Raw genomic sequence first — 25,419 nt, forward strand, 5'->3', positions numbered from 1 at the left:
GAAAGACGGTGCAACTGGTGCGAAAGGTGACACTGGTGCAGCTGGTGCGAAAGGTGATACTGGTGCAACAGGCGCTACTGGTGCAACTGGTCCTAAAGGTGATACTGGTGCAACAGGCGCAGGTGCTACAGGTGCTACTGGTGCAACAGGTGCTACTGGCGCAACAGGTGCTACAGGCGCAACAGGCGCTACTGGTGCAACAGGCGCTACTGGTGCAACTGGTCCTAAAGGTGATACTGGTGCAACAGGTGCTACAGGTCCAGAAAAACATGTTGATGTGATTTCTGGTAACGTGAATACAACTAAAGTTGAAGTGAAAGCTAACGCAAGTAAAGATGGTCGTGATCGTTTCGTTGTGTCAGCTAATACAACTGGTATTACAACTACAGTGAACAATAATGGTACTGTAAGTGTTGATCCTAACGGTAATGGTGATAGCTTAGTGAACGCAACCACTGTTGTGAATGCGATTAACAATGCTTCATTTAACATTACTACTGGCAACCATGTTGACAAAGTTGTAACAGATACAGCTGCGGGTAGCGTACAATCACAAGTGAAACCGGGTTCAACTGTAACGATTACTTCAGGTAAAAATGTAGCAGTTAACCAAACTGTTGATACAGCTGGTAACCCAACTTTCATTATTTCAACAACTGCGGATGTAACTCACAACAATGTGACAGCAAATAATATTGTTGCAACAAATGTGACTGCGGGTGACGTAACAGCTGAAAATGTAACAGCAAATAACGTGACTACGAAGAACATCACTGTTGAAAATGGTGGTAACATCGATATGGGCGGTAACCAAGTTCATAACGTAGCGAACGGTACAAAACCAACTGATGCAGTGAATATTAGCCAATTAAAAGCTAACACTACTAAAGTGATTTCTGGTCACCAAAGCAATGTAACCTTAGTATCAGATAATGCAGATGGTAAAGTTTACAAAGTAGATGTAAACACTACTGAGTTATCTAATGTAACTACGAATGGTGATATTACTGTTCCAGCTGGAAACGGTTTAGTTACAGCGAAAGATGTAGCTAATGCAATCAACTCAGCTTACTGGAAAGTTGCAGATAACGATGGCAATGTTCAACACAATGTAACAGCAAGTAACACCGTACAATTCGTAAATGGTAAGGGTACAAGCTCTAATGTAACTAAAGCAGAAAATGGTAAAAATTCTGTAAGTTACAATGTGAACGTTGGTGACGGTTTATATATCGATAGCAATAATAAAGTAGCTGCAAATGTTACAGATGTTAAAGCTGGTGATAATGTTACTGTTAATAAAGATGCTAAAGGCGTTTACACTGTAAGTGCAAATAATACACAAGCAAGTGTAACGACTGAGCCAAATAAAGGTATTACAGTAACTCCAACTACTAACGCAAATGGTACAACCAACTATAAAGTAACTGTTGATATCGATAACGATACAATTACCGTGAACAACCAAGGTAAATTAGTATCTAACGGTGCAACTAACTTTAACGTATCAACTGTGGATAAAGGTAACCAAGTTGCAAATAAAGGCGGTAATTCAACTGCTCGCGTAACAAGTGGTAAATCAGTCACTTATGCGGCAGGTAAAAACATCGCAATTGAGCAAAATGGCACTGAAATCCTTGTATCTACAACTGAGGATGTGAACCACAACAGCGTAACCACTAATAACTTAACAGTTAACGAAGGTGGTAACTTAAAAGTTGGTCCAAACTCAACAGTTGATATGGGCGGTAACCAAATTCACAACGTGAAAGCGGGTGAGAAAGATACCGATGCAGTGAATGTGTCACAATTACGTAACAACATCACTAACGTGAACAATCGTATCAACAAGGTACAAAAAGAAGCACGTGGCGGTATCGCAGGTGCTAACGCAGCAGCAGGCTTACCACAGGTTTACATCCCAGGTAAATCAATGGTTGCAGCTTCTGCAGGTACCTTCAAAGGTGAAAGCGCACTTGCGGTGGGTTACTCACGTTCAAGCGATAACGGTAAAGTTATCCTTAAACTACAAGGTAACGCGAACACCCAAGGTGACGTCGGTGGCTCTGTAGGCGTAGGTTACCAATGGTAATTTAGCGTCTTGCTAAACTAGAATGAAAAACCCAGCTTCGGCTGGGTTTTTTTTATTGTGATTTTTAATAGAAAGGAATTTTTAATGTTTAAATACTGAAATTTTTAATGTTTTTATACAATTATGCTTTTTTGTTATAAAAAAAGTGTGCTGCTTAATTGACATAGCATTCTAGACGTCTAAAATACAGAAAATTCAATTAAAAGATGGGCAGATTTATGATTCAGCTGAAAAACATCAGCAAACAGTTCGAGGTAAAAGGGAAAATTATTACCGCCTTGGATAATGTTAACTTAGAAGTGCCTAAGGGTACGATTTATGGCGTAATTGGTGCCAGTGGTGCAGGAAAAAGTACGCTGATTCGTTGCGTGAACTTATTAGAACGTCCAACTATTGGTGAAGTCATTGTTGATGGTAAAGATTTAACCAAACTTTCAGAAAGTGAGTTAATTCAAGCTCGCCGTAATATTGCGATGGTTTTCCAACATTTTAATCTACTGGCTTCTAAAACCGTATTTGAAAATGTTGCGTTGCCATTACATTTAAATCATACGCCTAAAGCGCAAATTGAGAAAAAGGTTAATGCGTTGCTTGAGCTAGTGGGGTTAACTGAACGTAAAGATGTTTATCCAAGTAACCTTTCAGGTGGTCAAAAACAGCGTGTGGCAATTGCCCGTGCGCTAGCAAGTGATCCGCAAGTGTTATTGTGCGATGAAGCTACAAGTGCATTAGATCCTGCAACAACGCAATCTATTTTACAATTATTAAAAGACATCAATAAACGGTTAGGTCTCACTATTTTACTGATTACGCATGAAATGGAAGTGGTAAAACGCATTTGTGATCGTGTGGCGGTGATCGATAAAGGTCAGTTGATTGAAACAGGTTCTGTGAGTGAAATTTTTTCTAACCCTAAAACAGAGTTGGCACAAAAATTTATTCAATCGACTTTCCATTTTGAGCTACCAGCAGAATATACTGCGCAGCTTTCAGCGCAATCAACTGCTAATAGTAAGCCAATTATTAAATTTGAATTTACTGGCCGCTCAGTTGATGCACCGTTACTTTCTATGGCATCGAAAGAGTTCGGCATTGATTTTAGTATTTTAATGTCTCAAATTGACTATGCTGGTGGCGTGAAATTTGGTTTTGTAATTGCTGAAGTGAGTGGCAATCATGATGATATTGCACAAGCAAAATTCTATTTAATTGATAATAAAGTAAAAGTTGAGGTGTTAGGCTATGTGGGATAATTTTATGCAAGAAGTCACACCTCAAATGTGGCAGATGATTGGCTCTTCAACGCTTGAAACGGTTTATATGGGCTTTTTTGCAACCTTAATGGCAGTTGTTGTAGGTTTGCCTATCGGGTTTTTAGCATTTTTAACTGGAAAAGGTGAGATCTTAGAAAACCCGCGTTTGCATCAGGTTTTAGATGTCATCATCAATATTGGTCGTTCAGTACCATTTATTATTCTCTTGATTGTGTTGTTACCATTTACGCGTTTGCTCGTTGGCACAACGTTAGGTACAACCGCGGCAATCGTGCCGTTAAGTGTTTCGGCTATTCCATTTTTTGCGCGTTTAACCGCTAACGCACTATTAGAGGTGCCAACTGGTTTAACAGAAGCAGCAAAATCAATGGGGGCAACAAATTGGCAAGTGGTTACGAAATTCTACTTACCAGAATCTTTACCTATTTTAATTAACGGTGTGACGTTAACTTTAGTTTCACTAATCGGCTATTCTGCTATGGCTGGCGCGGTTGGTGGTGGTGGTTTGGGTAACTTAGCTATTAGCTATGGTGAACACCGTAATATGGTTTATGTGAAATGGATTGCAACCATTATTATTGTAGCGATTGTGATGATTTCACAAAAAGTCGGCGATGAATTAGCCAAAAAATATGATCACCGTTAAAACGGGGGTCACTCAATTTTCTATTAAGAGGTATTTTTATTATGAGTTTCAAAAAAGTATTAAGCATTGCCGTACTTTCTGCATTAGCATTAAGTGGTTGTAATGAAGAGAAAAAAGCGGATGCAGCACCAGCTACTGCAGCAAATAAAATTAAAGTGGGCGTAATGTCAGGCCCTGAACATACTGTTGCAGAAAAAGCAGCAAGCATTGCCAAAGAAAAATATGGCTTAGATGTGGAGTTTGTTTTATTCAATGACTACGCATTACCAAACACGGCTGTGAGCAAAGGTGATTTAGATGCGAATGCAATGCAGCACAAACCTTATTTAGATAAAGATAGCTCATCTAAAGGGTTAGACAACTTAGTGATTGTTGGTAATACCTTTGTTTATCCGTTAGCGGGTTATTCGAAAAAAATTAAATCAGTGAATGAGTTAGCAGATGGTGCAGTCGTGGCAGTACCAAATGATCCATCTAACCTTGCTCGTGCGTTGATTTTATTAGAAAAACAAGGCTTAATTAAATTAAAAGATAACACCAACTTATTCTCAACAACGATGGATATTATTGAGAATCCAAAACATCTAAAAGTACAAGAAGTGGATACTTCTGTGGCGGCAAAAGCATTAGATGATGTGGATTTAGCGGTAGTAAATAACACTTACGCGGGTCAAGTTGGATTAAGTTCAAACGATGGTATTTTTGTTGAAGATAAAGATTCTCCATATGTGAATATTATTGTGGCGCGTAAAGACAATAAAGACACCAAAGCGGTTCAAGACTTTGTAAAAGCTTACCAAACGGAAGAAGTGTATCAAGAAGCACAAAAACACTTTAAAGATGGTGTAGTAAAAGGTTGGTAATTTACTTGATGTAAATTCACTTTCTGCAAGCGGTGGAATTTTAAGAGAGATTTGCAAATATTTCTAAAAATATCACCGCTTATTTTTTTCCTCAAATTTAAGGATTTAACATGAAATTAACAAAATTATTAGGCGTTGCGCTAGTATCTGCATTAGCATTAACCGGTTGTAAAGAAGAGAAAGCAGCTGAAGTACAGAAACCATTAAAAGTGGGCGTGATGACAGGGCCTGAGGCGCAAATGACTGAAGTAGCAGTGAAAATTGCAAAAGAAAAATATGGCCTAGATGTGGAATTAGTACAATTTACGGAATACACGCAACCAAATGCAGCGTTACACGCAAAAGATTTAGATGCTAATGCATTCCAAACTGTGCCTTATTTAGAGCAAGAAAGTAAAGATCGTGGTTATAAAATGGCGGTAATTGGTAACACATTATTATGGCCAATTGCGGCATACTCTAAAAAGGTAAAAACGTTAGCTGAGTTAAAAGACGGTGCGATTGTTGCTATTCCAAACAACCCAAGTAATACTGGCCGTGCGTTATTGTTACTTGAAGCGAATGGTTTAATTAAATTAAAAGATTCGAAAAACTTGTTCTCAACAGAAAACGATATTATTGAGAATCCAAAACATATCCAGATCAAACAAGTAGATACGGTGTTATTAACTCGTTCATTAGATGATGTGGATTTAGCTGTTATCAATAACACTTACGCAGGTCAAGCAGGATTAAGCCCAGAGAAAGATGGCGTGATTGTAGAATCAAAAGATTCGCCATATGTGAACTTAGTCGTTAGCCGTGAAGATAATAAAAACGACCCACGTTTACAAACTTTTGTGAAGGCTTTCCAAACAGAAGAAGTTTTCCAAGAAGCGTTAAAATTATTTAACGGTGGGGTAGTGAAAGGTTGGTAATCTTTTCATAAAGAAAAAACCTGTGTGGAATCGATTCTACACAGGTTTTTTATTAGGATTCACTTGCTGGGAACATTAATGGGTTTAGACCACTACGGAATAAGCCTTTTTCTTCTAGCTCCATATCTAGGAAGAGTGAGGCAAGATCATCAGCAATAGGTTCCACATATGGGTCTTTTTCTTGGAACATGATTTTTAGATAACTTTCACATTCATGACAGCTTTCAGCACGCACAACAGCAAGTTTTTCATCTAAAGACCACATTTCTATATTTTTCTGATTATTGCAGTTGGTACATTGTGCTCGTACAAGGTTCCATTCGCTTTCACATAACGAGCAATGGACATAGCGAAGCCCTTGTGAGGTACCAATTTGCACGATACTTGCTACCGGTGTACTACCACAAACAGGGCAATGTTGAAGGCTATCATAACCCTCTACACGGCAGTTGTGTGGAATTTGTTGAGTTAATTGCACCCAGTAAAGCGAGAGTGCTGCCCAAATGAACACAGCTTTATCAGCACTCACTAAGTTGAATTCTTCGCTTAATAGAGCTGTAGCCATCGCTTCTAATTCACTTTTTGCTGATTTTTCTAGTAATTCAATGGTAGCTAAAATCTGGTTGTTCGCTTTAGGCTTAATTTCTGCCAAAATTGCAGTTAAATAAGTAAGCCAAATATCATCTCGTTTAAAAGTTTTCGCATCAAGCGGTTGGATTTCTGCTAAGTTTTGCAAGTTTCCTTGTGGGGCTAATGGCTGGTTTTCTAATACAGCTAATTGGCTTTCCACTAAGTCTGCAGCAAATAAAAGATAGTTTGCTAGCGGATGATTTTCTGCTAAAGATCTTAATCTTTTAGCACGGCGTTGATAGAGATTTTTCGGGTTGGCAAATAAAATCGGGGGAACATCATAGCTGTTCGTTTTTTGTTTGATTTCATCTACCGAAAGAATTTTGATACTCATAATGTGCTCTGTAATATTGGAGCAGATAAGGCTGCTCTAAAAGGGCTGATAAAAAAGTGCGGTTATTGTAACCGCACTTTCTTGCTTTAGCCATTTATCCCTTTAAATAAAGCTTTGGCTTTTACTTTTTTACCTTTAGCTTCATTTTCTAGGTCTTCTTCTAATTCCGGCAAAACTTCTTCACGATACCATCTAGGGTGGTGTTTTTTCGCCCAGCGAACGGTTACCCAACCTTCTACGATGCCACGAATTGAGCCTTTAACCCAGAATGCCATATACATATGTACCAAGATACCGGTAAATAGCATAAATGCACTTGCTGAGTGAAGTAGAATTGCAATTCTCAATACAGGAATTGAGAAGTGGTGCGAGAAATATTGGCGCCACATAATGATACCAGTAATTAATAAGGTCAACATTGCTAGATTTAATGTCCAGAACAACATTTTTTGACCTAAGTTATATTTACCGTTATCAGAAACTGCGTGCTCATTGCCTTTTAGAACTTCAACGACACCTTTTGCCCAGCGAATATCATTTTTCTCAGGAACGTTGTGATCCCAATATAATAACGCAAGGTAAATAAAGGCGATAAACATTAAAATCCCAGTGAAAGGGTGAATCGCACGTGCCAGTTGTGGCGTACCTAAAATTTCTGTTAACCACGCAAAGTCTGGGAAGAAAAATGCAACCCCAGTAAACATGGTTAAAAAGAAGCTGATTACTAAAAACCAGTGGCTCAAGCGAGCAGGCGTTCTGTGACGAACCACGCGAGTATCATTGCTGATCTCAATTTTGTTCTTACTCATGTTTGCCTCCTTCTTGATGAGCATCGGTTTCGTGATGATCTTCAACGTCTTCTTCCGCATTCGGGCCTACTGTTAAGTAGTGTCCGATTTCAGCAAGCGCTAAACCACCCATTGCAACAGCGGCTACTGGTTTCAAGATATCTTTCCACAAGGTGACTGTTGGGTCAATTTGTGGATCTTTTGGTAATCCTGAATAAAGTTCCGGTTTATCTGCATGATGGAGTACATACATAACATGTGTACCACCCACACCTTCTGGGTCATAAAGACCAGCGTTTTCATAGCCACGAGATTTCAAATCAGCCACACGTTTTTCTGCGTAGATTTTCATCTCTTCTTTAGAACCAAAACGGATTGCGCCAGTTGGACAAGTTTTCACACAAGCTGGTTCTTGACCAACAGAAACACGATCCACACAAAGGGTACATTTGTACACGCGATTGTCTTCAGGGTTCATACGTGGAATGTTGAACGGACAACCTGCAATACAGTAACCACAACCGATACACTTGTCTGATTGGAAGTCTACAATACCGTTAGCGTATTGGATAATTGCACCTGGTGCTGGACAAGCTTTTAGACAGCCTGGTTCTGCACAGTGCATACAACCGTCTTTACGGATTAACCATTCTAAACGATCGTTTTCTTCCACTTCATTAAAGCGCATCACTGTCCATGCTTTCGCATTAAGATCAACTGGGTTATCGTAAATCCCGACACATTGTGCGTTGACATCAGAGCGGATGTCATTCCACTCTGAACAGCCAACCTGACAAGCTTTACAGCCGATACAGGTACTCACATCAATGAGTTTGGATACTTCTACTTTATGATCTCTCGCTTGAGGCGGTGATGTTAAGCCCGATGTTGCGGAGACTTTAATAATATCTTGCGTTTGAACGCCTTCGCCATTACCTGCCATATTATGCCTCCGCCTTCTCGATATTTACCAAGAATGTTTTATATTCTGGTGTTTGTGTGACCGATTCACCCCAAGATGGTGTTAAGGTATTAGTAGAGAAACCACGGTTACCTTTACCATTTAAGGCTTTCATATTCCAGTGAATTGGAAGACCCACATGGTGTACAGTGCGTCCGTCGATTTCTAAATCTTTCAGACGTTTTGTTACGACTGCAACGGCTTTAATATAGCCACGGCGAGAAGTAATTTTCACCATATCACCTTTTTGGATACCTTTCTCTGCTGCTAGTTTTTCACCAATTTCCACAAATTGTTGTGGTTGAGCGATGATGTTTAGCGCAGATTGTGCTGTCCAACTGTGGAAGTGTTCAGTCAAACGATAAGTTGTCGCCACATAAGGGAAGTCTTTGTTTGAGCCGATAAACTCACGGTCTTCTTTATAAATACGAATCGTTGGATCAGAAGATACTTTCGGATGTAACGGATTCGCATCAATTGGGCTTTCAATTGGTTCATAATGCTCAGGCATTGGACCACTTGTAATTTTATCTACTGCAAATAAACGACCTACACCTTCAGCAGACATAATAAACGGAGCTGTATCAGAACCTGGCGGTTGTGTACCATAGTCAGCCACATCTAACCAGTTCCAGTTTTTACCGTTCCATTTGATTAATTGACGGTGTTTATCCCAAGGATTACCGTTAATATCAAGAGAAGCACGGCTATAAAGAACACGGCGGTTTGCTGGCCACGCAAAGCCCCAACCTAATGTACAACCTAAGCCTGATGGGTCAGAGTTGTCACGGTTTGCCATTTGGTTACCTTTTTCTGTCCATTGGCCAACATAAATCCAGTTACCTGCTGAGGTAGTACCATCATCACGTAAATGGGCAAAGCCGCTGAGTAATTGGCCTTTTTTATACATTAAGTTGCCATTAGGATCGTAAATGTCCTCAAGCGCATAACCATTTAATTCTTTCGCTAACTCTTCAGAGCTTGGAGAATGTGGTTGTGCATAGTTCCAAGTCATCGCTTCAAAAGATTCTAAACCTTTTGGTTGAATACCTTTTTTCAAGTCTTCTTGATAGAGATGATGCATCTCTTCACGAATCATAGAAAGAATTTCTGCATCTGGTAGTGCTTCACCTGGTTGGTCACAACCTTTCCAGTGCCACTGCGCCCAACGGCCAGAGTTCGCGATAGAACCATCTTCTTCTGCGAAACAGGTTGTTGGTAAACGGAATACTTCTGTTTGAATTTCAGCAGAATTTACATTGTTTGATTCACCAAAGTTTTTCCAAAATTCAGAAGATTCAGTTTGAAGAGGATCCATAATCACTAAGAATTTCAACTTGCTCATACCCGCAACAGTTTTGTTTTTGTTCGGTAATGAGTTTAATACGTTGAAACCTTGTAAAATCCAGCCGTTTAATTTGCCATCATTCATTAATTTAACATGAGTGATAGGGTCGTATAAGCGGTCAGATTTCGGTAAGAAGTCGAAGCCCCAACCGTTTTCTTTAGTCGCTTTATCACCATAGAACGTTTTCATCAGACTGACGAAGAATTTCGATGTATTACGATAATAGTTTACTTGGTTTGGTACGATATCTTTTGGCGTAATCGCATTGATATACTGCTCATAAGAGGTATCTTTATCGTTTGGTAGACGCATATAACCAGGTAAAGATGTCGGCAATAAGCCCATATCTGTTGTACCTTGTACGTTTGAGTGTCCACGCAACGCATTAATACCGCCACCAGGCATACCCATATTACCTAAGAGTAATTGGATCATCGCGATTGAACGAATATTTTGTGTACCGATTGTATGCTCAGTAAGACCTAACGCATATAAGTGCGTCATGGTTTTATTTGGCGCAGAGGTTTTACCAATTTCTTCACAAATATGTAAGAAGGTTTTTTGTTTTACACCAGTAATACGTTCAACCATTTCAGGCGTATAGCGAGAAACGTGATCTTTTAGAATGTTAATGACACAACGTGGATCTTGTAAGGTCATATCACGTTTAGCAAAACCATTCTCATCAAATTGGTAGTTCCATTTTGATTTATCATAAGAACGTTTTTCTTCATCAAAGCCTACGAATAAACCATCTTCAAATTTGAAGCCTTCATCAATTAAGAATGAAGCATTGGTATAATGTTTAACGTATTCGTGTTGAATTTGATTCGTTTCCAATAAATAATGAATTACACCCAAGAAGAATGCAATGTCAGTACCGGAACGGATTGGTGCATGAAGATCAGCTACAGAAGCTGTACGGTTAAAGCGAGGGTCAACCACGATGATTTTCGCACCGTTTTTCTTCGCTTCAATTGCCCAACGGAAGCCAACAGGGTGAGCTTCAGCAGGGTTACCGCCTTGAACAAGAATAAGATTGGCGTTTTTGATGTCAACCCAGTTATTTGTCATGGCACCGCGACCAAATGATGGAGCAAGACTTGCTACCGTTGGTCCGTGTCAAGTATTCGCTTGGTTACACATCGGCACTATGCCTAACATTCTCACCCATTTGTGAGTAAGAAGTGCAGCCTCGTTGCTTATAGCTGAGGCAGTCATAATACCTGTGGTTGTCCAACGGTTAACAGTTTTGCCACTTGCATCTTTTTCTACAAAGTTGGCATCACGGTCTGCTTTCATAAGGCGAGCAATGCGTTTAACTGCGTCTTCCCAAGAAATACGTTCCCATTTATCAGAACCTGGTGCACGGTATTCCGGGTATAGTGCACGGCTTTCACTATTGATATAGTCTAATGCGCCCGCACCTTTTGGACATAATGCCCCGCGGCTGATTGGATGGTCAGGGTCACCTTCAAGGTGGAATAATTTAGAACGGGTATTTGTACCTGTGTGGCTGCTTAATGCATTGTAAGGTTTGCCTGTGCTATATAGCAACATACCGCAGCTTACAGAACAATATGTACAGGTGTTACGAGATTCAAACGCTCGTAATAATTTGTATTCACGCGGTGCTGCTAAAGCGGTTGCTGGTGCAAAGCCCAACATCGCAGCAGACGTTCCCGCCATACCACCTGCACAGATCTTAAAGAACTTACGTCTAGAGACCTGCATAATCACTCCTTCTCTCATATAAATTTATAATGAGATGATTTACTGAATAAACTAAGGTCTGAACAATTTGTCCAAACACTTTTATTAAATTACACGGATGTTAATTTAAACGGTATCATTCTAACGATTATTTAACTTATTCGCCATAATCATTCTTTGTTAGCTGATGAAAAATTTTTGCGCTAGATCATAAAAAAATGCAATTTTGTTAAAAATTTGCAAAATTAAATTAAAAAACGACCGCTTGTTGAAAAGATTTTAAGATAAATGGCACGCCCTAAAGGATTCGAACCTTTGACCCACGCCTTAGAAGGGCGTTGCTCTATCCAGCTGAGCTAAGGGCGCAGAGTTAAGAAATATAAAAGAAAGGATTTCTGAAAAATAAAGAGTGGTCGGCGAGATAGGATTTGAACCTACGACCCACTGGTCCCAAACCAGTTGCGCTACCAAGCTGCGCTACTCGCCGATAAGTGAGAGGCATATTATAGGATGAGAGATTTTTCGTCAAATTTTTTTTCTCGGAATTGAGTTAAACGGCGTATATTTAATCGGTTTTAAAATTTGCTTACTAATTTTTCTTTTTTTTGCGACAATAACGCAAACGTTTTCTGATGACGATTCGGAGAGAAAGATGACTGCACAAATTATTTCAGGAACTGCATTAGCAAAAGAGATGAAATCTGCGATTGCTGAGCAAATTACACAACAAGTAGCTAAAGGTGCAAGAGCACCGGGATTAGCGGTAATTTTAGTGGGGTCTGATCCAGCCTCTGAGGTTTATGTATCCAATAAACGTAAAAGTTGTGCAGAAATTGGTATCTATTCTAAATCTTACGATTTACCGGAGCAAACCAGTGAAGCTGAGCTGTTAACGCTTATTGAACAGCTCAATCAAGATGAAAGCATTGATGGTATTTTGGTGCAATTACCATTACCAAAACAAATTGATTCAACCAAGGTGATTGAAGCCATTGTTCCGCATAAGGATGTAGATGGTTTTCATCCTTACAATGTAGGGCGGTTGTGTCAGCGTATTCCAACACTTCGTTCATGCACACCTTATGGGGTCATGAAGTTATTAGAAACTACGGGCGTAGATTTATATGGTAAACACGCGGTAGTGGTTGGGGCATCAAATATTGTTGGGCGCCCGATGGCGATGGAGTTGTTGCTTGGTGGTTGCACAGTAACCGTCACACATCGTTTTACTAAAGATTTAGCTAGCCATATACGCCAAGCGGATATTTTAGTTGTGGCGGTAGGTAAACCGAATTTTATTCCTGGAGAATGGATTAAAGAGGGCGCTATTGTGATTGATGTCGGCATCAATCGTAACAGCGAAGGAAAACTAACAGGAGATGTGGCGTATGAAGAAGCCCAGCAACGTGCAAGCTTTATCACCCCAGTTCCTGGTGGGGTAGGTCCAATGACGGTTGCCATGTTGATGCAAAATACTTTACAAGCTTATAAGCAACATTTAGGACTAGAGAGTTAGATTTAGTATTGGTAAATTTTTGAAGAAAAATAACCGATTGTAGGTTGAAATATCGATATAAAAAAGGGAGCTTTCGCTCCCTTTTGCTGTTTTAGGTTTAGTGGTTTTCAATCACTAATTTTTCATCTTTATAATCCACCACAACTGGGCGATTTGGTAATAATTTACCGCCAAGGATTTGTTGTGCAAGTGGGTTTTCAAGTTCTTGTTGGATAGCACGTTTTAATGGGCGTGCACCAAACAATGGGTCGAAACCAGCTTTACCGATATGGTCGATAGCATCGTCAGTAACAGTAACTTCATAACCACGTTCTGCCATGCGTTTAATTAAGCGTTCTAATTGGATGCGTGCAATTGCACGAATGTGTTCTTGACCTAATGGGTGGAAGACCACAGTGTCATCGATACGGTTAATAAACTCTGGACGGAAGTGTTGTCCTACCACAGACATCACTAAGGCTTTCATTTCCGCATAACTTGCCTCTGGCGCTTCTTGAATTAAGTGAGAGCCTAGGTTTGAAGTCATAATCACTACAGTATTACGGAAATCAACAGTTCTGCCTTGTCCGTCTGTTAAACGGCCATCATCAAGCACTTGTAATAAAATATTAAAGACATCAGGATGTGCTTTTTCTACTTCATCAAGTAAAACCACAGAATATGGACGACGGCGAACCGCTTCGGTTAAGTAACCACCTTCTTCATAACCAACATAACCTGGAGGTGCACCTACTAAGCGAGAAACGCTATGTTTTTCCATAAACTCTGACATATCAATACGCACCATTGCATCAGGGTCATCAAATAGGAAGCTAGCTAACGTTTTACAAAGCTCAGTTTTACCCACGCCGGTTGGTCCTAAGAATAAGAAGGAACCAATTGGTTTATTTGGATCTGATAAACCAGCACGACTACGACGAATGGCATTAGCAACCGCTTCAACCGCTTCATTTTGTCCAATTACACGGCTATGTAAAACTTCTTCCATACGCAAGAGTTTTTCTTTCTCGCCTTCCATCATTTTTGAAACAGGAATGCCTGTTGCTTTAGAAAGCACTTCTGCGATTTCTTCATCAGTGACTTTAGTGCGAAGTAAGTGATTTTCGCTCCCTTCTTCTTCACGTTTTACCGCTTCTTGCAATTGTTTCTCAAGTGCAGGGATTTTACCATATTGTAACTCGGACATTTTCTCAAAGTTATTTTCACGGCGAGCTTGATCCATTGCAATACGTGCGTTTTCTAACTCAGTTTTAATGTGCTGTGTACCCAGTAATGCAGATTTTTCTGCTTTCCAGACTTCTTCTAATTCAGAATATTCACGTTCTTTTGCAGCCAATTCTTCATCAAGTTTTGCAAGACGTTGACGGCTTGCTTCATCTTCCTCTTTTTGTAAGGCTTGGCGTTCTAATTTTAATTGAATGATACGGCGCTCTAATTTATCTAATGGCTCAGGTTTGGAATCAATTTCCATACGTAAGCTAGAAGCCGCTTCATCAATCAAGTCAATCGCTTTATCTGGTAATTGACGATCGCTAATATAACGATGAGAAAGCGTTGCTGCAGCCACAATCGCAGGGTCAGTAATTTGAACGTGGTGATGGATCTCATAACGTTCTTTTAAGCCACGCAAAATCGCAATTGTATCTTCAACCGTTGGTTCATCTACTAATACTTTTTGGAAACGACGCTCAAGTGCTGCATCTTTTTCGATATATTGGCGGTATTCATCTAAAGTCGTTGCACCGACGCAGTGTAATTCACCACGCGCAAGGCTTGGTTTTAACAAGTTACCTGCATCCATTGCACCATCAGTTTTACCAGCGCCAACCATGGTATGGATTTCATCAATAAAGAGGATCACTTGCCCTTCTTCTTTAGCAAGTTCGTTTAATACTGCTTTTAAACGTTCTTCAAATTCGCCACGGTATTTTGCCCCAGCAATCAAGGCACCCATATCTAATGAAAGTACACGTTTATTTTTTAAGCCTTCTGGCACTTCACCATTAACAATACGTTGTGCTAGCCCTTCTACAATCGCAGTTTTACCTACACCAGGTTCACCAATTAAAACAGGGTTATTTTTGGTACGGCGTTGTAATACTTGTACAGCACGGCGGATTTCTTCATCACGTCCAATAACCGGATCTAATTTCCCGGCTTTTGCACGCTCGGTTAAATCAATCGTATATTTTTTAAGTGCTTGTCTAGTTTCTTCTGCATTTTGTGTATTCACGTTATCTCCCCCTCTGATTTGACTAATCGCTTGTGCAACTTTCTCTTTGGTTAAGCCAAGTTGTTTGAATAATTTTCCTAAATCACCGTTATCTTCAAGTGCGGCTAACACAAATAATTCTGATGAAATAAAGCTATCATTGAATTGTTGTGAAAGCTTGTCAGCTTGGTTTAATAATCGAGCTAGTTGTTGTGATAATTGAGTGTTACTACTGCCTTGCACGGTCGGCAAGCGGTTTAAAATGCTTTCTAATTCGCTAATCAGTTTTGTTGGCTGAATGTTTAATGCGGTAAAAAGCGGTGCAATTGAGCCGCCTTCTTGCTTCACTAAAGCATAAAGTAAATGGGCTGGCTCAATATAAGGATTGTCTTTGCCTACAGCTAAAGATTGGGCTTCAGCTAAAGCTTCCTGTAATTTAGTGGTAAATTTTTCAAAATTCATATTTATTACCTCGTTAAAATTTTAATAATCGGTATCGAACGGAAAGTGCTTGCCGTTTCAACGATGCAATAAATGGCGTTTGTCAAGTCTTTTTCAAGAGGGAAAAGAGAAAAAATTGTTCAAAAGGATATTTTTGATGATTTTTTAATCGTTAATAATAATCTTCATTGAGATCATCAAAGGCAGAACTCTCGTTAAATAAGTTTTCAAGAAATGCGACAACTTCATTTTTCCCATTTTTTCCTAAACCAAATACCGAGACATCGCTCATAGATTGAGAAGGGCGAACTCGTACAATAGCATCAGAAAACGCTTTTTCTACTTCGGTTTGTAAAATAGCTAACAGGCGATTAAATTTGTGTTGTTCCATTTTTTGCATATTGGCTAAACGAATATCAATGGTTGCTTGTGTCATATTAAAATTCCTAAAATAACTGAATGGAAAAACAGTATAATTGATAAGGTTGAGCTGTTAATAAAAACAGGGGTTTTATTTTCAGTTTATATGTTTTTGTTGAGCGCGTGTTACTACAAGCGGTCAGAAATCAAAAAAGTTTTACAAAAGAGAAAAAAGGCTTGATTTGCCTTCATTTTTCGTTACATTAAGGTATTGTCTTTATTTACGAGGGTTTATCATGTTATCAAATGATGTTGTGCTTTCGATTATTGTGCTTTTAGTACTCAGTTTGCTGAGGGTTAACGTGGTTATTTCGTTAATTATTGCCGCATTAACTTGCGGTGTGCTTGGGCACTATCAACCTGCCGTTGATCAATCAGCGTTATTGGCGCTTTTTAATGCGTTAAAAATTACGATTACAAATTTCTCTGGCGGATTAGGTGGCGGTGCAGAAACAGCGATGAACTACGCAGTGCTTGGTGCGTTTGCGGTGGCGTTATCGAGATCTGGGGTAACCGATTTACTGGCGTTTAAAATTATTCAAAGTTTTGGTAAACGCCCATCTGGTCGTTCAGTCTTTTGGTTCAAATATATTCTTTTATTTGTGTTAGTGGCGTTTTCTATGTCGTCACAAAACTTAATTCCAATCCATATTGCCTTTATTCCAATTGTTGTTCCACCACTGTTAAGTGTCATGAACCAATTAAAAATGGACCGCAGAGCGGTCGCTTGTGCGCTCACTTTTGGTTTAACAGCAACGTATATGATTATTCCTGCAGGCTTTGGTCAGATCTTCTTAGAAAGTGTTTTAGTGAAAAATATCAACCAAGTTGGTGAACAATATGGTGTGGTGGCTACAACAGCTGAAATGACTAAAGCGATGTCTGTGCCAGTATTGGGGATGGTGGCTGGGTTGTTATTTGCGTTTTTTGTTTCTTATCGTAAACCACGCACTTATCTTGAAAATACGCCTGAACCGACATCAGAAGATATTGCTCAACGTGTTGCACGCGTGAAGCCTTATCATATTGGCGTGAGCGTAGCAGCCATTTTAGCGACTTGTAGCGTACAATTAGCCACAAATTCGACTGTAATGGGCGGTTTAGTTGGTTTAGTGATTTTCGCATTAGGTGGCGTATTTAGACTTAAAGAGAGTAATGATATTTTCCAACAAGGCTTACGCTTAATGGCGATGATTGGCTTTGTGATGATTGCAGCTTCTGGTTATGCAAACGTTGTTAATTCAACAGGCGGAGTAATGCAGTTAATTGAAAGCCTAAAAGATGCGATTACATCGAAAGAAATGGCTGCAGCGTTGATGTTAGTTGTTGGCTTGTTAATTACGATGGGTATCGGTTCTTCTTTCTCGACAGTGCCAATTATTACTTCTATTTATGTGCCTCTGTGTGTTTCTTTTGGTTTCTCACCGTTAGCAACGATGTCGATTGTTGGGGTGGCAGCCGCGCTAGGCGATGCGGGTTCTCCAGCATCCGATTCTACGTTAGGGCCAACTTCAGGCTTAAATGCAGACGGTAAACACGATCATATTTGGGATTCTGTTGTGCCAACTTTCTTACACTTTAATATTCCGTTATTAGTGTTTGGTTGGATTGCGGCAATGATTCTCTAATCTTTACACATATGGATAATAGCATAAGGCTATTATCCATTTCTCACTTAAGGAAAAAATGAAATTTATCTCTTTTAATATCAATGGATTACGTGCCAGACCACATCAATTAGAAGCTATTATTGATAAACATCAGCCAGATGTGATTGGTTTACAAGAAATCAAAGTGGCTGATGAAGAGTTTCCACATCATTTAGTTGAAAATTTAGGCTACCATATTTTTCATCATGGACAAAAAGGGCATTATGGTGTAGCGCTGCTTACTAAAAAAGCACCGCTTGCTGTGCGCAGAGGTTTTCCAAATGATGAGCCTGATGCTCAAAAACGTATGATTATGGCTGATATTGAAACTGAATTTGGGGTATTAACCGTATTAAATGGCTATTTCCCACAAGGGGAAAATCGTAGCCATGAAACTAAATTCCCAGCAAAAGCTAAATTTTATGCAGATTTACAACATTATTTGGAAACTGAATTAAAACCAAGTCATCCAATTGTTATTATGGGCGATATGAATATTAGCCCAACCGATTTAGATATTGGCATTGGTGAGCCAAACCGTAAACGTTGGTTGCGCGATGGTAAATGCTCATTTTTACCTGAAGAACGTGAGTGGCTAGCGCGTTTATATGACTATGGTCTGGTTGACACATTTCGCCAAATGAATCCACAGGCTAATGATAAATTTTCATGGTTTGATTATCGCTCAAAAGGTTTTGATGATAACCGTGGATTAAGAATTGACTTGATATTAGCATCAAAATCACTGGCGGAGCGCTGTGTAGAAACGGGGATTGATCTAGAGATTCGTGCAATGGAAAAACCATCAGATCACTCTCCAGTTTGGGCAGTATTTAAATAAACTTTAATTGGTAAAAAAATCATAAAAACTCACCGCTTGTTTCGGTGAGACGTAGTTTGTGAGTTGAATTACAAACGGGCTGATTGTTTTGAGTTTTCTTTTGAAATCTATTACAATCATAACTAATCAAAAACAGTCATTTTCGATGAGGAGATTACAATGGCAGAACGTAAAGTACTAGCGAATGCAATTCGTGTTTTAAGTATGGATGCAGTACAAAAAGCGAACTCAGGTCACCCGGGCGCGCCAATGGGAATGGCAGATATTGCCGAAGTTTTATGGCGTGATTTCTTAAAACATAACCCGACCAATCCTAAATGGGCAGATCGCGACCGCTTTGTTCTGTCTAATGGTCATGGTTCAATGCTAATTTATAGCTTATTACATTTAACCGGCTATGATCTTTCTATTGAAGATTTAAAACAATTCCGCCAATTACACTCAAAAACCCCAGGCCACCCAGAATATGGTTATGCACCAGGTGTTGAAACCACAACAGGTCCATTAGGCCAAGGTATTACCAATGCGGTTGGGATGGCAATTGCTGAGAAAACTTTAGCAGGTCAATTTAACCGTGAGGGTCATGAAATTGTTGACCATTACACCTACGCGTTTTTAGGTGATGGCTGTTTAATGGAAGGTATTTCGCATGAAGCTTGTTCTTTAGCTGGAACTTTAGGCTTAGGCAAACTTATCGCATTCTATGACGATAACAATATCTCTATTGATGGTCATGTTGATGGTTGGTTCTCAGATGATACTGCACAACGCTTCGAAGCTTATGGCTGGCAAGTTATCCGCAATGTTGATGGTCATGATGCGGAACAAATCAAATTTGCTATTGAGAATGCAAAAGCAGAAAAAGATCGTCCAACATTAATTATTTGTAAAACTATTATTGGTTACGGTTCTCCAAATAAATCAGCATCACATGATTGTCATGGTGCGCCATTAGGTAATGAAGAAATTGAATTAACTCGTAAGGCATTAAATTGGACTTATGCACCATTCGAAATCCCTGCAGATGTTTATGCACAATGGGATGCTAAAGCAAAAGGTGCAGAGCAAGAGCGCGCATGGGATGCTAAATTTGCAGCATATGAAGCAGCATACCCTGAATTAGCAGCAGAATTTAAACGTCGTGTAAGCGGTGAATTACCAGCAAATTGGGCACAAGAAAGCCAAGCGTTTGTTGAAAAATTACAAGCAAATCCAGCAGCGATTGCAAGCCGTAAAGCATCACAAAACGCAATTGAAGCTTATGCACACGTATTACCAGAATTACTTGGTGGTTCAGCAGACTTAGCAAGTTCAAACTTAACCTTATGGTCTGGTTCAAAACCAATTCGTGCTGATCATAATGTAGATGGTAACTATATCAACTACGGTGTGCGTGAGTTCGGTATGTCTGCCATTATGAACGGTATTGCATTACATGGCGGCTTTATTCCTTACGGTGCAACCTTCTTAATGTTCTACGAATATGCTCATAATGCAGTACGTATGGCGGCGTTAATGAAACAACGTTCAATCTTTGTTTATACGCACGATTCAATTGGTTTAGGTGAAGATGGCCCAACCCATCAACCGGTAGAACAAACCGCATCATTACGTTATATTCCAAATCTTGAAACATGGCGTCCAGCTGATCAAGTGGAATCTGCAGTAGCGTGGAAAGCAGCTATTGAACGTAAAGAAGGCCCAAGTGCGTTAATCTTTACACGTCAAAATCTGCAACAACAACCACGTAATGCTGCACAACTAGCAGATATTGCTCGTGGAGGTTATATCTTAAAAGATTGCGCGGGTACACCAGATTTAATCTTCATTGCAACAGGCTCTGAAGTTGAGTTAGCGGTTAAAGCAGCTGAAGTGCTTGAAGCTGAAGGTAAAAAAGTCCGTGTAGTTTCAATGCCAAGCACCAATGTGTTTGATAAACAAGATGCAGCATACCGTGAAGCAGTATTACCTAAAGCGGTAACTAAACGTGTGGCGATTGAAGCACAGTTATCTGATTTCTGGTATAAATACGTTGGTTTTGAAGGTAAGATCGTGGGTATGAATAGCTTTGGTGAATCTGCACCTGCGAATGAATTATTCAAACTCTTCGGTTTCACTGTTGAAAACGTAGTGGCTAAAGCAAAAGAAATTTTATAAGTTTCTATAATAAAAGTGAAAAAGCGAGAGTTTTAGGCTCTCGCTTTTTGTTTAATTATTTAACCCGTTATTAACGGGTTTTATTTTCTAATTTGACAGGATATAAAATCATATTGAAAGTAAGTTGCAAAAAATAATTAGTTAGTATGATAGCTAAACTATTTCATCTAATTACGGAAAATTCTATGAAAAAATCCTTTCTTGCGCTTACATTATTTTCACTATCTTCTTTAGTTCATGCACATACTCATACCGAACAAGTCAAAATAGCTTATCAAAAAGCTATGGGATTTGGTAATGCAGTTTATTGCGAAGTTACTCCTCTTGTTGGAAAATCTCCTGATAAAAATGTTTTTTTAATGGAGGAAGATAAAGAAGATGGCATAGTTTCTTATGTTGTTATTTATTATGGCGATTGTGATGGTGGTAGTGGTACCAATTTTGCGAAATTAACACCAGTTTATTTTGGTCCATCAGCTTTAATGAAAAATGGTTACATCTCTATTACTGAACCTAAAGAATATGATTTATTTACTTTAAATTCTGAAATTAACCCACGTTTTATTGAAAAAGTAACCCAAAAAGAAATCGGTATAATTTCAATAGTGAGTAGCGAATACGCTGAAAATGATGGTAATGCAATGCCAAGTAAAAAATTTGAATATGAAGTCAAATTACCTGAAATGAAAATCTTAAAGAAAACCCAAATCAACTAAAAGGAATTAACTATGAAAAAAATTTTCCTCCTCTCTACGTTAGCATTATCAACTTCAGCATTTGCTGAAAGTGACCCTTACCAAGCTTGTTTAGATAAAGCTGGAGCATCAACGGATGGTATTATTGAACTTTGTGCAGAAAAAGCTTCAGATGTTTATAAAAAACAAATTACTAAATCTTATAATGCTATTTATGCAAACTATCAAAAAGCAGATCCTGAAAAAGCGTTAGCTTTTGAAGAAGCTCAAAAAGCGTGGTTAGTCAACCGTAATAAAAACTGCGAAATTAGCGATAATAAGCAGAAGTGTTTAATGGATTTAAATAAAGAGAGAGCAGAATCACTTTCTGCTAAGGCAGCTACATTAAAGCCAGCCGAAGATAATCTAGCCTCTACAAATATTCCCAAAATAAGCACAAAAAAGGACATATTATTTGAGAAAAGTAGAGTAGTTAATTTACTAAATCATTGTGATGAAAAGAAATATGAAAATATTTTTACTATTTCTGTAACTATGGATAGAACTAATATTGATTGGCTTGATAGCATTTTATTCTCATATATCTTAAATGTTGAACCCAAATCTTTACTGACAAGAACTGATGCAGTTAAGGCTTTAGAAAAGAAATTTAAGAATGATTCTTTTGAAGAAGGTTGTACTACACCTGGATCTATTGGTGAAAAAGTTAAGGTTGAGCTAGTTGGTCAATTTTCAAAATTTGTTACGTTTAATTTTCAAAATTGGGACTGGTATCCTGAATATGGAAATGTCTCTGAGGACTATGAATTTGAGGCGACTTTTGATTTAGTGAAAAAGAAAAGAGCAACGTTTATCGATATCTTTCCAAAAGCAAATAAGAAAAAGTTAGAAGTACTTTTCGAGAAAAAAATAGAATCGGAGAATCGAATATATGGTGGGGAGCATTTTTCTATTGAAGATGATCTATATATGTCATTAACTAATACTGGTGTTGGGATTTATTTAGGCAGAAATCAAGGTTCTGTATATTTAGAGCTAGAAGAGGTTAAAGATCTTCTTTTACCAGGTGTAAAACAATACATTAAGTAGTCAGATAATCTATGATATTAAGCGGTAGAATTTGCAAAATAATTTGCAAATTCTACCGCTTGTTGCTATTTAGAAAGCAATTTCCAAAAAGCATTGAGCACAGGTTCTTGTAAGCGTTTATGTTGGACACAAACACCAAGCTCAAACGGTTCAATCGGAACGGGTAAGTGAAAATAAGAGACTTGGCTGTTAGCTGGGCTATGTTGAATAACGACATCAGGTAGTAGGGCAACACCACAACCAAGCGCAACCATTGGGACAATACCTTCATGTCCTGCAACAGTAGCATAAATTTTTGGAGATTTTATTTTCTGGGTTTTAAACCAATGATCAATACGTTTTCGAGCAGGGCCATCTAGTGGCAGAATAAATGGCATTTCTTGCCAGTTAATTGGCTGCTGTTGCAATAATTGCGTTGCGGCACAAGCGATACGTGGCACAATCAGTGAGAGTTTAATTTCATCAATATAGTGAAAATCAATGTTGGTAGGTAGCGATTCAGGTTTGCCTGCGAGCGAAAGATCAGCTTGCATAGATTGTACATTGCTTAATGCTTGCGAGGGATCTCCTGTATTAAGCTTAATTTCTACTTTTGGATGGCGTTGACGAAAGCGCTCTAAAATTGCAGGCAGGTGGCTATAAGTTGCCGTCACCGAGCAAAAAAGCTTGAGTTCGCCCTCTAATTCCGTTTGATTACTTGATAATTGATGCTGAAATTGTTGCCAATGCGCCCAGCTTTGATTGGCAAATTCTAAGAATTTTCTGCCAGCATCGGTTAAATGCACTTGGCGGTTATCTCTGATCAATAGTGGTTGCCCGATTTTTTCTTCAATTTGTTGAATTTGGCGGGTAAGCGTTGAAGCACTCATATAGTTTTTTTCTGCTGTGCGGATAAAACTACGGCTTTGGGCTAAATCAATGAAAAGTTTAAGATGTTGGAATTCCATAATCATTACACATAAAAAAACCGAGCCAAAGCTCGGTTTTCATTAATTCTGAAATTAGCGACGTAAACCTAAACGTGCAATAGTTTCTGAATATTTAGCAAGATCAGTACGTTTTAAGTAGTCTAATAATTTACGACGGCGTGAAACCATACGTAATAAACCACGACGACCGTGGTGATCTTTTTTGTGCTCAGCAAAGTGTGCTTGTAAGTGGTTGATTTGTGCTGTTAATAATGCAATTTGAACTTCTGAAGAACCAGTATCTTTTGCATCACGACCAAATTCAGCAACGATTTTCGCTTTTGCTTCTACGCTTAGAGACATGTTATTTTCCTTTTTGTTAAGGGTTGATAATACATCACTCGCCGATCTCTAACTCAGCGAGGACAGGAAGCCAAAATTTTAAAGATAAAGCGGTTAAATTTCAACTAAAATTTGCATTTTTAATGTGAACTTTTGCTTGGTTGCAAATAAGCTTCTCTATTTGGGTCAACGGTTTTTGATTTACGAATACTCGGTTCAATGGTTGAGCCTTGTACTAAAATCGAGAACATTACTACCGCATAGGTCATCACCAAAATAATATCTTTAACATCAATATCGCCGGCAAAGGCTGTTTTGCTCGGAATAGAAAGCGCCATGGCTAGTGCCAAACCACCTCGTAAGCCACCCCAAGTCATGATTTTTAAGGTGTAAGGGTTGTATGTTCTAAATTGTTGCATCACTTTAAAGGGAATCCATAAACTTAAATAGCGTGCAGCTAAACAAGCTGGAATAGCAGCAATCATTAACACAATGCCGTAAATATTAAAATCTACCAAGAGAAGCGCAAAACCGATAAGGAAGAAGAGTAACGAGTTTAAGAAATGGTCAATCATCTCCCAAAAGTGATCTAAATAACGTTGGCTCTGTTCAGAGAAGCCAGAACGGCGAGTCCAGTTACCAATCATGATACCTGCAACTACCATCGCTAAAGCTCCAGAAACGTGTAAGATATTGCTCGCAAACATGAAGCCAGCCGTTGGAATAGTCAACGTAATAAGAATTTCTAAAGAACCATCATCCGTGCTAGAAATGAGAATATGTGCAATAAAACCTAGCACGAATCCGAATAAAATCCCACCGATAGCTTCATGCAAAAATAAGCTTGAAATGCCAGAAAATGTCGCTTCTTGTCCGCCAAAAGCAACAGCAAAAACCGTCACGAAAATAACCAAACCTACGCCATCATTGAAAAGTGATTCGCCTTCAACTTGCATAGATAATCGTTTTGGGGCGCGTAAGTTTTTGATAATTGCCAATACGGCAATCGGGTCGGTTGGAGAAATTAAGGCACCAAAAACCACACAATAAATAAAATCAATTGGTAAACCAATAAGATTAGCAAAAGCCCAAATAATAATGGCAATAAAGAAGGTTGATGCCAGTGTTGAGAAGAGAGCAAAGGTGGTAATTTCCCATTTTTGATCTTTTAACACTGGTAATTTAACACCTAATGAGCCGGCAAAGAGTAAGAAGCCTAAAATCCCGTTAAGTAGGAAGCTTTTGAAGTCAATTTGCTCCATCACGCTTTTTGCGATTTCATCAATTTTAAACCAACCAAGTGAGCCGAGAATCCAGACTAAAAGTGAGCAAACCATCGCAGCAGCAGTAATGGCAATCGTAGATTGCACTTTGGCGCTGATTTTGCTGGTAATAAAGCCGAGTAAAATCGAGAGAGCGGAAAGAAAACAGAGATAGGCATAAATACCCATGGTAATTCCTCATGATAAAAGGCAGATTAGAGAAGAAATTAAATCAAATTTTGTTAAAAATGAAAAGAAAAAAGCATAACAAGCGGTTGAATTTGAGAGAAATTTTGCAAAAAGCGCATAGGCTTTGTATTA

Annotated in this window: 20 protein-coding genes and 2 tRNA genes; 11 read left to right on the top strand and 11 right to left on the bottom strand. The window is 38.9% G+C overall.

Going from position 1 to position 25,419, the window contains the following annotated elements; genetic code table 11:
• The 5 genes from HMPREF1128_RS07345 to HMPREF1128_RS07365 all read left to right on the top strand — a co-directional run.
• On the top strand, positions 1 to 2,092 hold a 2,092-nt coding region (locus tag HMPREF1128_RS07345; protein WP_007525957.1), incomplete at its 5' end, for a YadA family autotransporter adhesin.
• 218 nt (positions 2,093 to 2,310) lie between these two features.
• On the top strand, positions 2,311 to 3,345 hold the full coding sequence (metN, locus tag HMPREF1128_RS07350) for a methionine ABC transporter ATP-binding protein MetN (protein ID WP_007525975.1): 1,035 nt from the start codon (positions 2,311 to 2,313) through the stop codon (positions 3,343 to 3,345).
• Positions 3,335 to 4,012, top strand: a complete 678-nt coding sequence (locus tag HMPREF1128_RS07355; protein ID WP_007525945.1) for a methionine ABC transporter permease — start codon at positions 3,335 to 3,337, stop codon at positions 4,010 to 4,012. Before metN ends, HMPREF1128_RS07355 begins: the two co-directional genes overlap by 11 nt.
• A 41-nt stretch (positions 4,013 to 4,053) precedes the next feature.
• The gene (locus tag HMPREF1128_RS07360) at positions 4,054 to 4,875 is read left to right on the top strand and encodes a MetQ/NlpA family lipoprotein (RefSeq protein ID WP_007525940.1); all 822 of its coding nucleotides are present in this window, start codon (positions 4,054 to 4,056) and stop codon (positions 4,873 to 4,875) included.
• A 110-nt stretch (positions 4,876 to 4,985) separates the two neighbouring features.
• Positions 4,986 to 5,792, top strand: coding sequence for a MetQ/NlpA family ABC transporter substrate-binding protein (locus HMPREF1128_RS07365; RefSeq protein WP_007525942.1), 807 nt, complete (start codon positions 4,986 to 4,988; stop codon positions 5,790 to 5,792).
• Positions 5,793 to 5,844: 52 nt separating this feature from the next.
• On the opposite strand, the gene fdhE is transcribed toward HMPREF1128_RS07365, so the two are convergent.
• The 6 genes from fdhE to HMPREF1128_RS07400 form a co-directional block, all read right to left on the bottom strand.
• A complete protein-coding gene (gene fdhE, locus HMPREF1128_RS07370; RefSeq protein WP_007525954.1) occupies positions 5,845 to 6,756 on the bottom strand; it encodes a formate dehydrogenase accessory protein FdhE in 912 nt (303 codons plus the stop codon).
• An 86-nt stretch (positions 6,757 to 6,842) separates the two neighbouring features.
• Positions 6,843 to 7,565 (bottom strand): formate dehydrogenase subunit gamma, encoded by a 723-nt coding sequence (locus tag HMPREF1128_RS07375; protein ID WP_007525976.1) that lies wholly within the window; start codon positions 7,563 to 7,565, stop codon positions 6,843 to 6,845.
• Positions 7,558 to 8,487 carry a formate dehydrogenase subunit beta gene (fdxH, locus tag HMPREF1128_RS07380; protein ID WP_007525932.1) on the bottom strand — a complete coding sequence of 310 codons (930 nt, stop codon included), beginning with the start codon at positions 8,485 to 8,487 and terminating at the stop codon, positions 7,558 to 7,560. Before fdxH ends, HMPREF1128_RS07375 begins: the two co-directional genes overlap by 8 nt.
• Before the next feature lies 1 nt (position 8,488).
• The gene (gene fdnG / locus HMPREF1128_RS07385; protein WP_155819773.1) at positions 8,489 to 11,587 is read right to left on the bottom strand and encodes a formate dehydrogenase-N subunit alpha; all 3,099 of its coding nucleotides are present in this window, start codon (positions 11,585 to 11,587) and stop codon (positions 8,489 to 8,491) included.
• Positions 11,588 to 11,855: 268 nt separating this feature from the next.
• Positions 11,856 to 11,932, bottom strand: a tRNA-Arg gene (locus HMPREF1128_RS07395).
• Between the two features lie 44 nt (positions 11,933 to 11,976).
• Positions 11,977 to 12,053: transfer RNA gene (locus tag HMPREF1128_RS07400), tRNA-Pro, on the bottom strand.
• A gap of 165 nt (positions 12,054 to 12,218) precedes the next feature.
• Here HMPREF1128_RS07400 and folD point away from each other — a divergent pair.
• Positions 12,219 to 13,082: a bifunctional methylenetetrahydrofolate dehydrogenase/methenyltetrahydrofolate cyclohydrolase FolD gene (folD, locus tag HMPREF1128_RS07405; protein ID WP_007525971.1), complete on the top strand. Its 864-nt coding sequence runs from the start codon at positions 12,219 to 12,221 to the stop codon at positions 13,080 to 13,082.
• Between the two features lie 97 nt (positions 13,083 to 13,179).
• On the opposite strand, the gene clpB is transcribed toward folD, so the two are convergent.
• Together clpB and HMPREF1128_RS07415 are read right to left on the bottom strand one after the other, a co-directional pair.
• Positions 13,180 to 15,756 (bottom strand): ATP-dependent chaperone ClpB, encoded by a 2,577-nt coding sequence (gene clpB, locus HMPREF1128_RS07410; protein WP_007525970.1) that lies wholly within the window; start codon positions 15,754 to 15,756, stop codon positions 13,180 to 13,182.
• A 151-nt stretch (positions 15,757 to 15,907) separates the two neighbouring features.
• Positions 15,908 to 16,171, bottom strand: a complete 264-nt coding sequence (locus HMPREF1128_RS07415; protein WP_007525959.1) for a DinI-like family protein — start codon at positions 16,169 to 16,171, stop codon at positions 15,908 to 15,910.
• A gap of 220 nt (positions 16,172 to 16,391) precedes the next feature.
• Here HMPREF1128_RS07415 and HMPREF1128_RS07420 point away from each other — a divergent pair, with 220 nt between their 5' ends.
• The 5 genes from HMPREF1128_RS07420 (at position 16,392) to HMPREF1128_RS07440 (ending at position 22,586) form a co-directional block, all read left to right on the top strand.
• Entirely contained in the window at positions 16,392 to 17,783 is a 1,392-nt protein-coding gene (locus HMPREF1128_RS07420; protein ID WP_007525927.1) for a Na+/H+ antiporter family protein, read from the top strand.
• Positions 17,784 to 17,841: 58 nt separating this feature from the next.
• Positions 17,842 to 18,645: an exodeoxyribonuclease III gene (gene xthA, locus HMPREF1128_RS07425; RefSeq protein WP_007525938.1), complete on the top strand. Its 804-nt coding sequence runs from the start codon at positions 17,842 to 17,844 to the stop codon at positions 18,643 to 18,645.
• Between the two features lie 159 nt (positions 18,646 to 18,804).
• On the top strand, positions 18,805 to 20,802 hold the full coding sequence (gene tkt / locus HMPREF1128_RS07430) for a transketolase (RefSeq protein ID WP_007525972.1): 1,998 nt from the start codon (positions 18,805 to 18,807) through the stop codon (positions 20,800 to 20,802).
• A gap of 185 nt (positions 20,803 to 20,987) precedes the next feature.
• Positions 20,988 to 21,518 carry a hypothetical protein gene (locus HMPREF1128_RS07435; protein ID WP_007525950.1) on the top strand — a complete coding sequence of 177 codons (531 nt, stop codon included), beginning with the start codon at positions 20,988 to 20,990 and terminating at the stop codon, positions 21,516 to 21,518.
• Between the two features lie 12 nt (positions 21,519 to 21,530).
• A complete protein-coding gene (locus tag HMPREF1128_RS07440; RefSeq protein WP_007525969.1) occupies positions 21,531 to 22,586 on the top strand; it encodes a lysozyme inhibitor LprI family protein in 1,056 nt (351 codons plus the stop codon).
• Positions 22,587 to 22,651: 65 nt separating this feature from the next.
• Here HMPREF1128_RS07440 and ilvY read toward each other — a convergent pair whose 3' ends face one another.
• From ilvY to HMPREF1128_RS07455, 3 genes are all read right to left on the bottom strand, one after another.
• Positions 22,652 to 23,533, bottom strand: a complete 882-nt coding sequence (ilvY, locus tag HMPREF1128_RS07445) for an HTH-type transcriptional activator IlvY (protein WP_007525961.1) — start codon at positions 23,531 to 23,533, stop codon at positions 22,652 to 22,654.
• A gap of 54 nt (positions 23,534 to 23,587) precedes the next feature.
• Complete coding sequence (gene rpsO, locus HMPREF1128_RS07450; RefSeq protein WP_005597777.1) at positions 23,588 to 23,857, bottom strand: 30S ribosomal protein S15; 270 nt, start codon at positions 23,855 to 23,857, stop codon at positions 23,588 to 23,590.
• A 119-nt stretch (positions 23,858 to 23,976) separates the two neighbouring features.
• Positions 23,977 to 25,287 (bottom strand): cation:proton antiporter, encoded by a 1,311-nt coding sequence (locus HMPREF1128_RS07455; RefSeq protein ID WP_007525948.1) that lies wholly within the window; start codon positions 25,285 to 25,287, stop codon positions 23,977 to 23,979.
• Positions 25,288 to 25,419: the final 132 nt, after the last annotated feature.

Origin of the sequence: Haemophilus sputorum HK 2154 (assembly GCF_000287615.1) — a bacterium.
Taxonomy (GTDB): Bacteria; Pseudomonadota; Gammaproteobacteria; order Enterobacterales; family Pasteurellaceae; genus Haemophilus_A; species Haemophilus_A sputorum.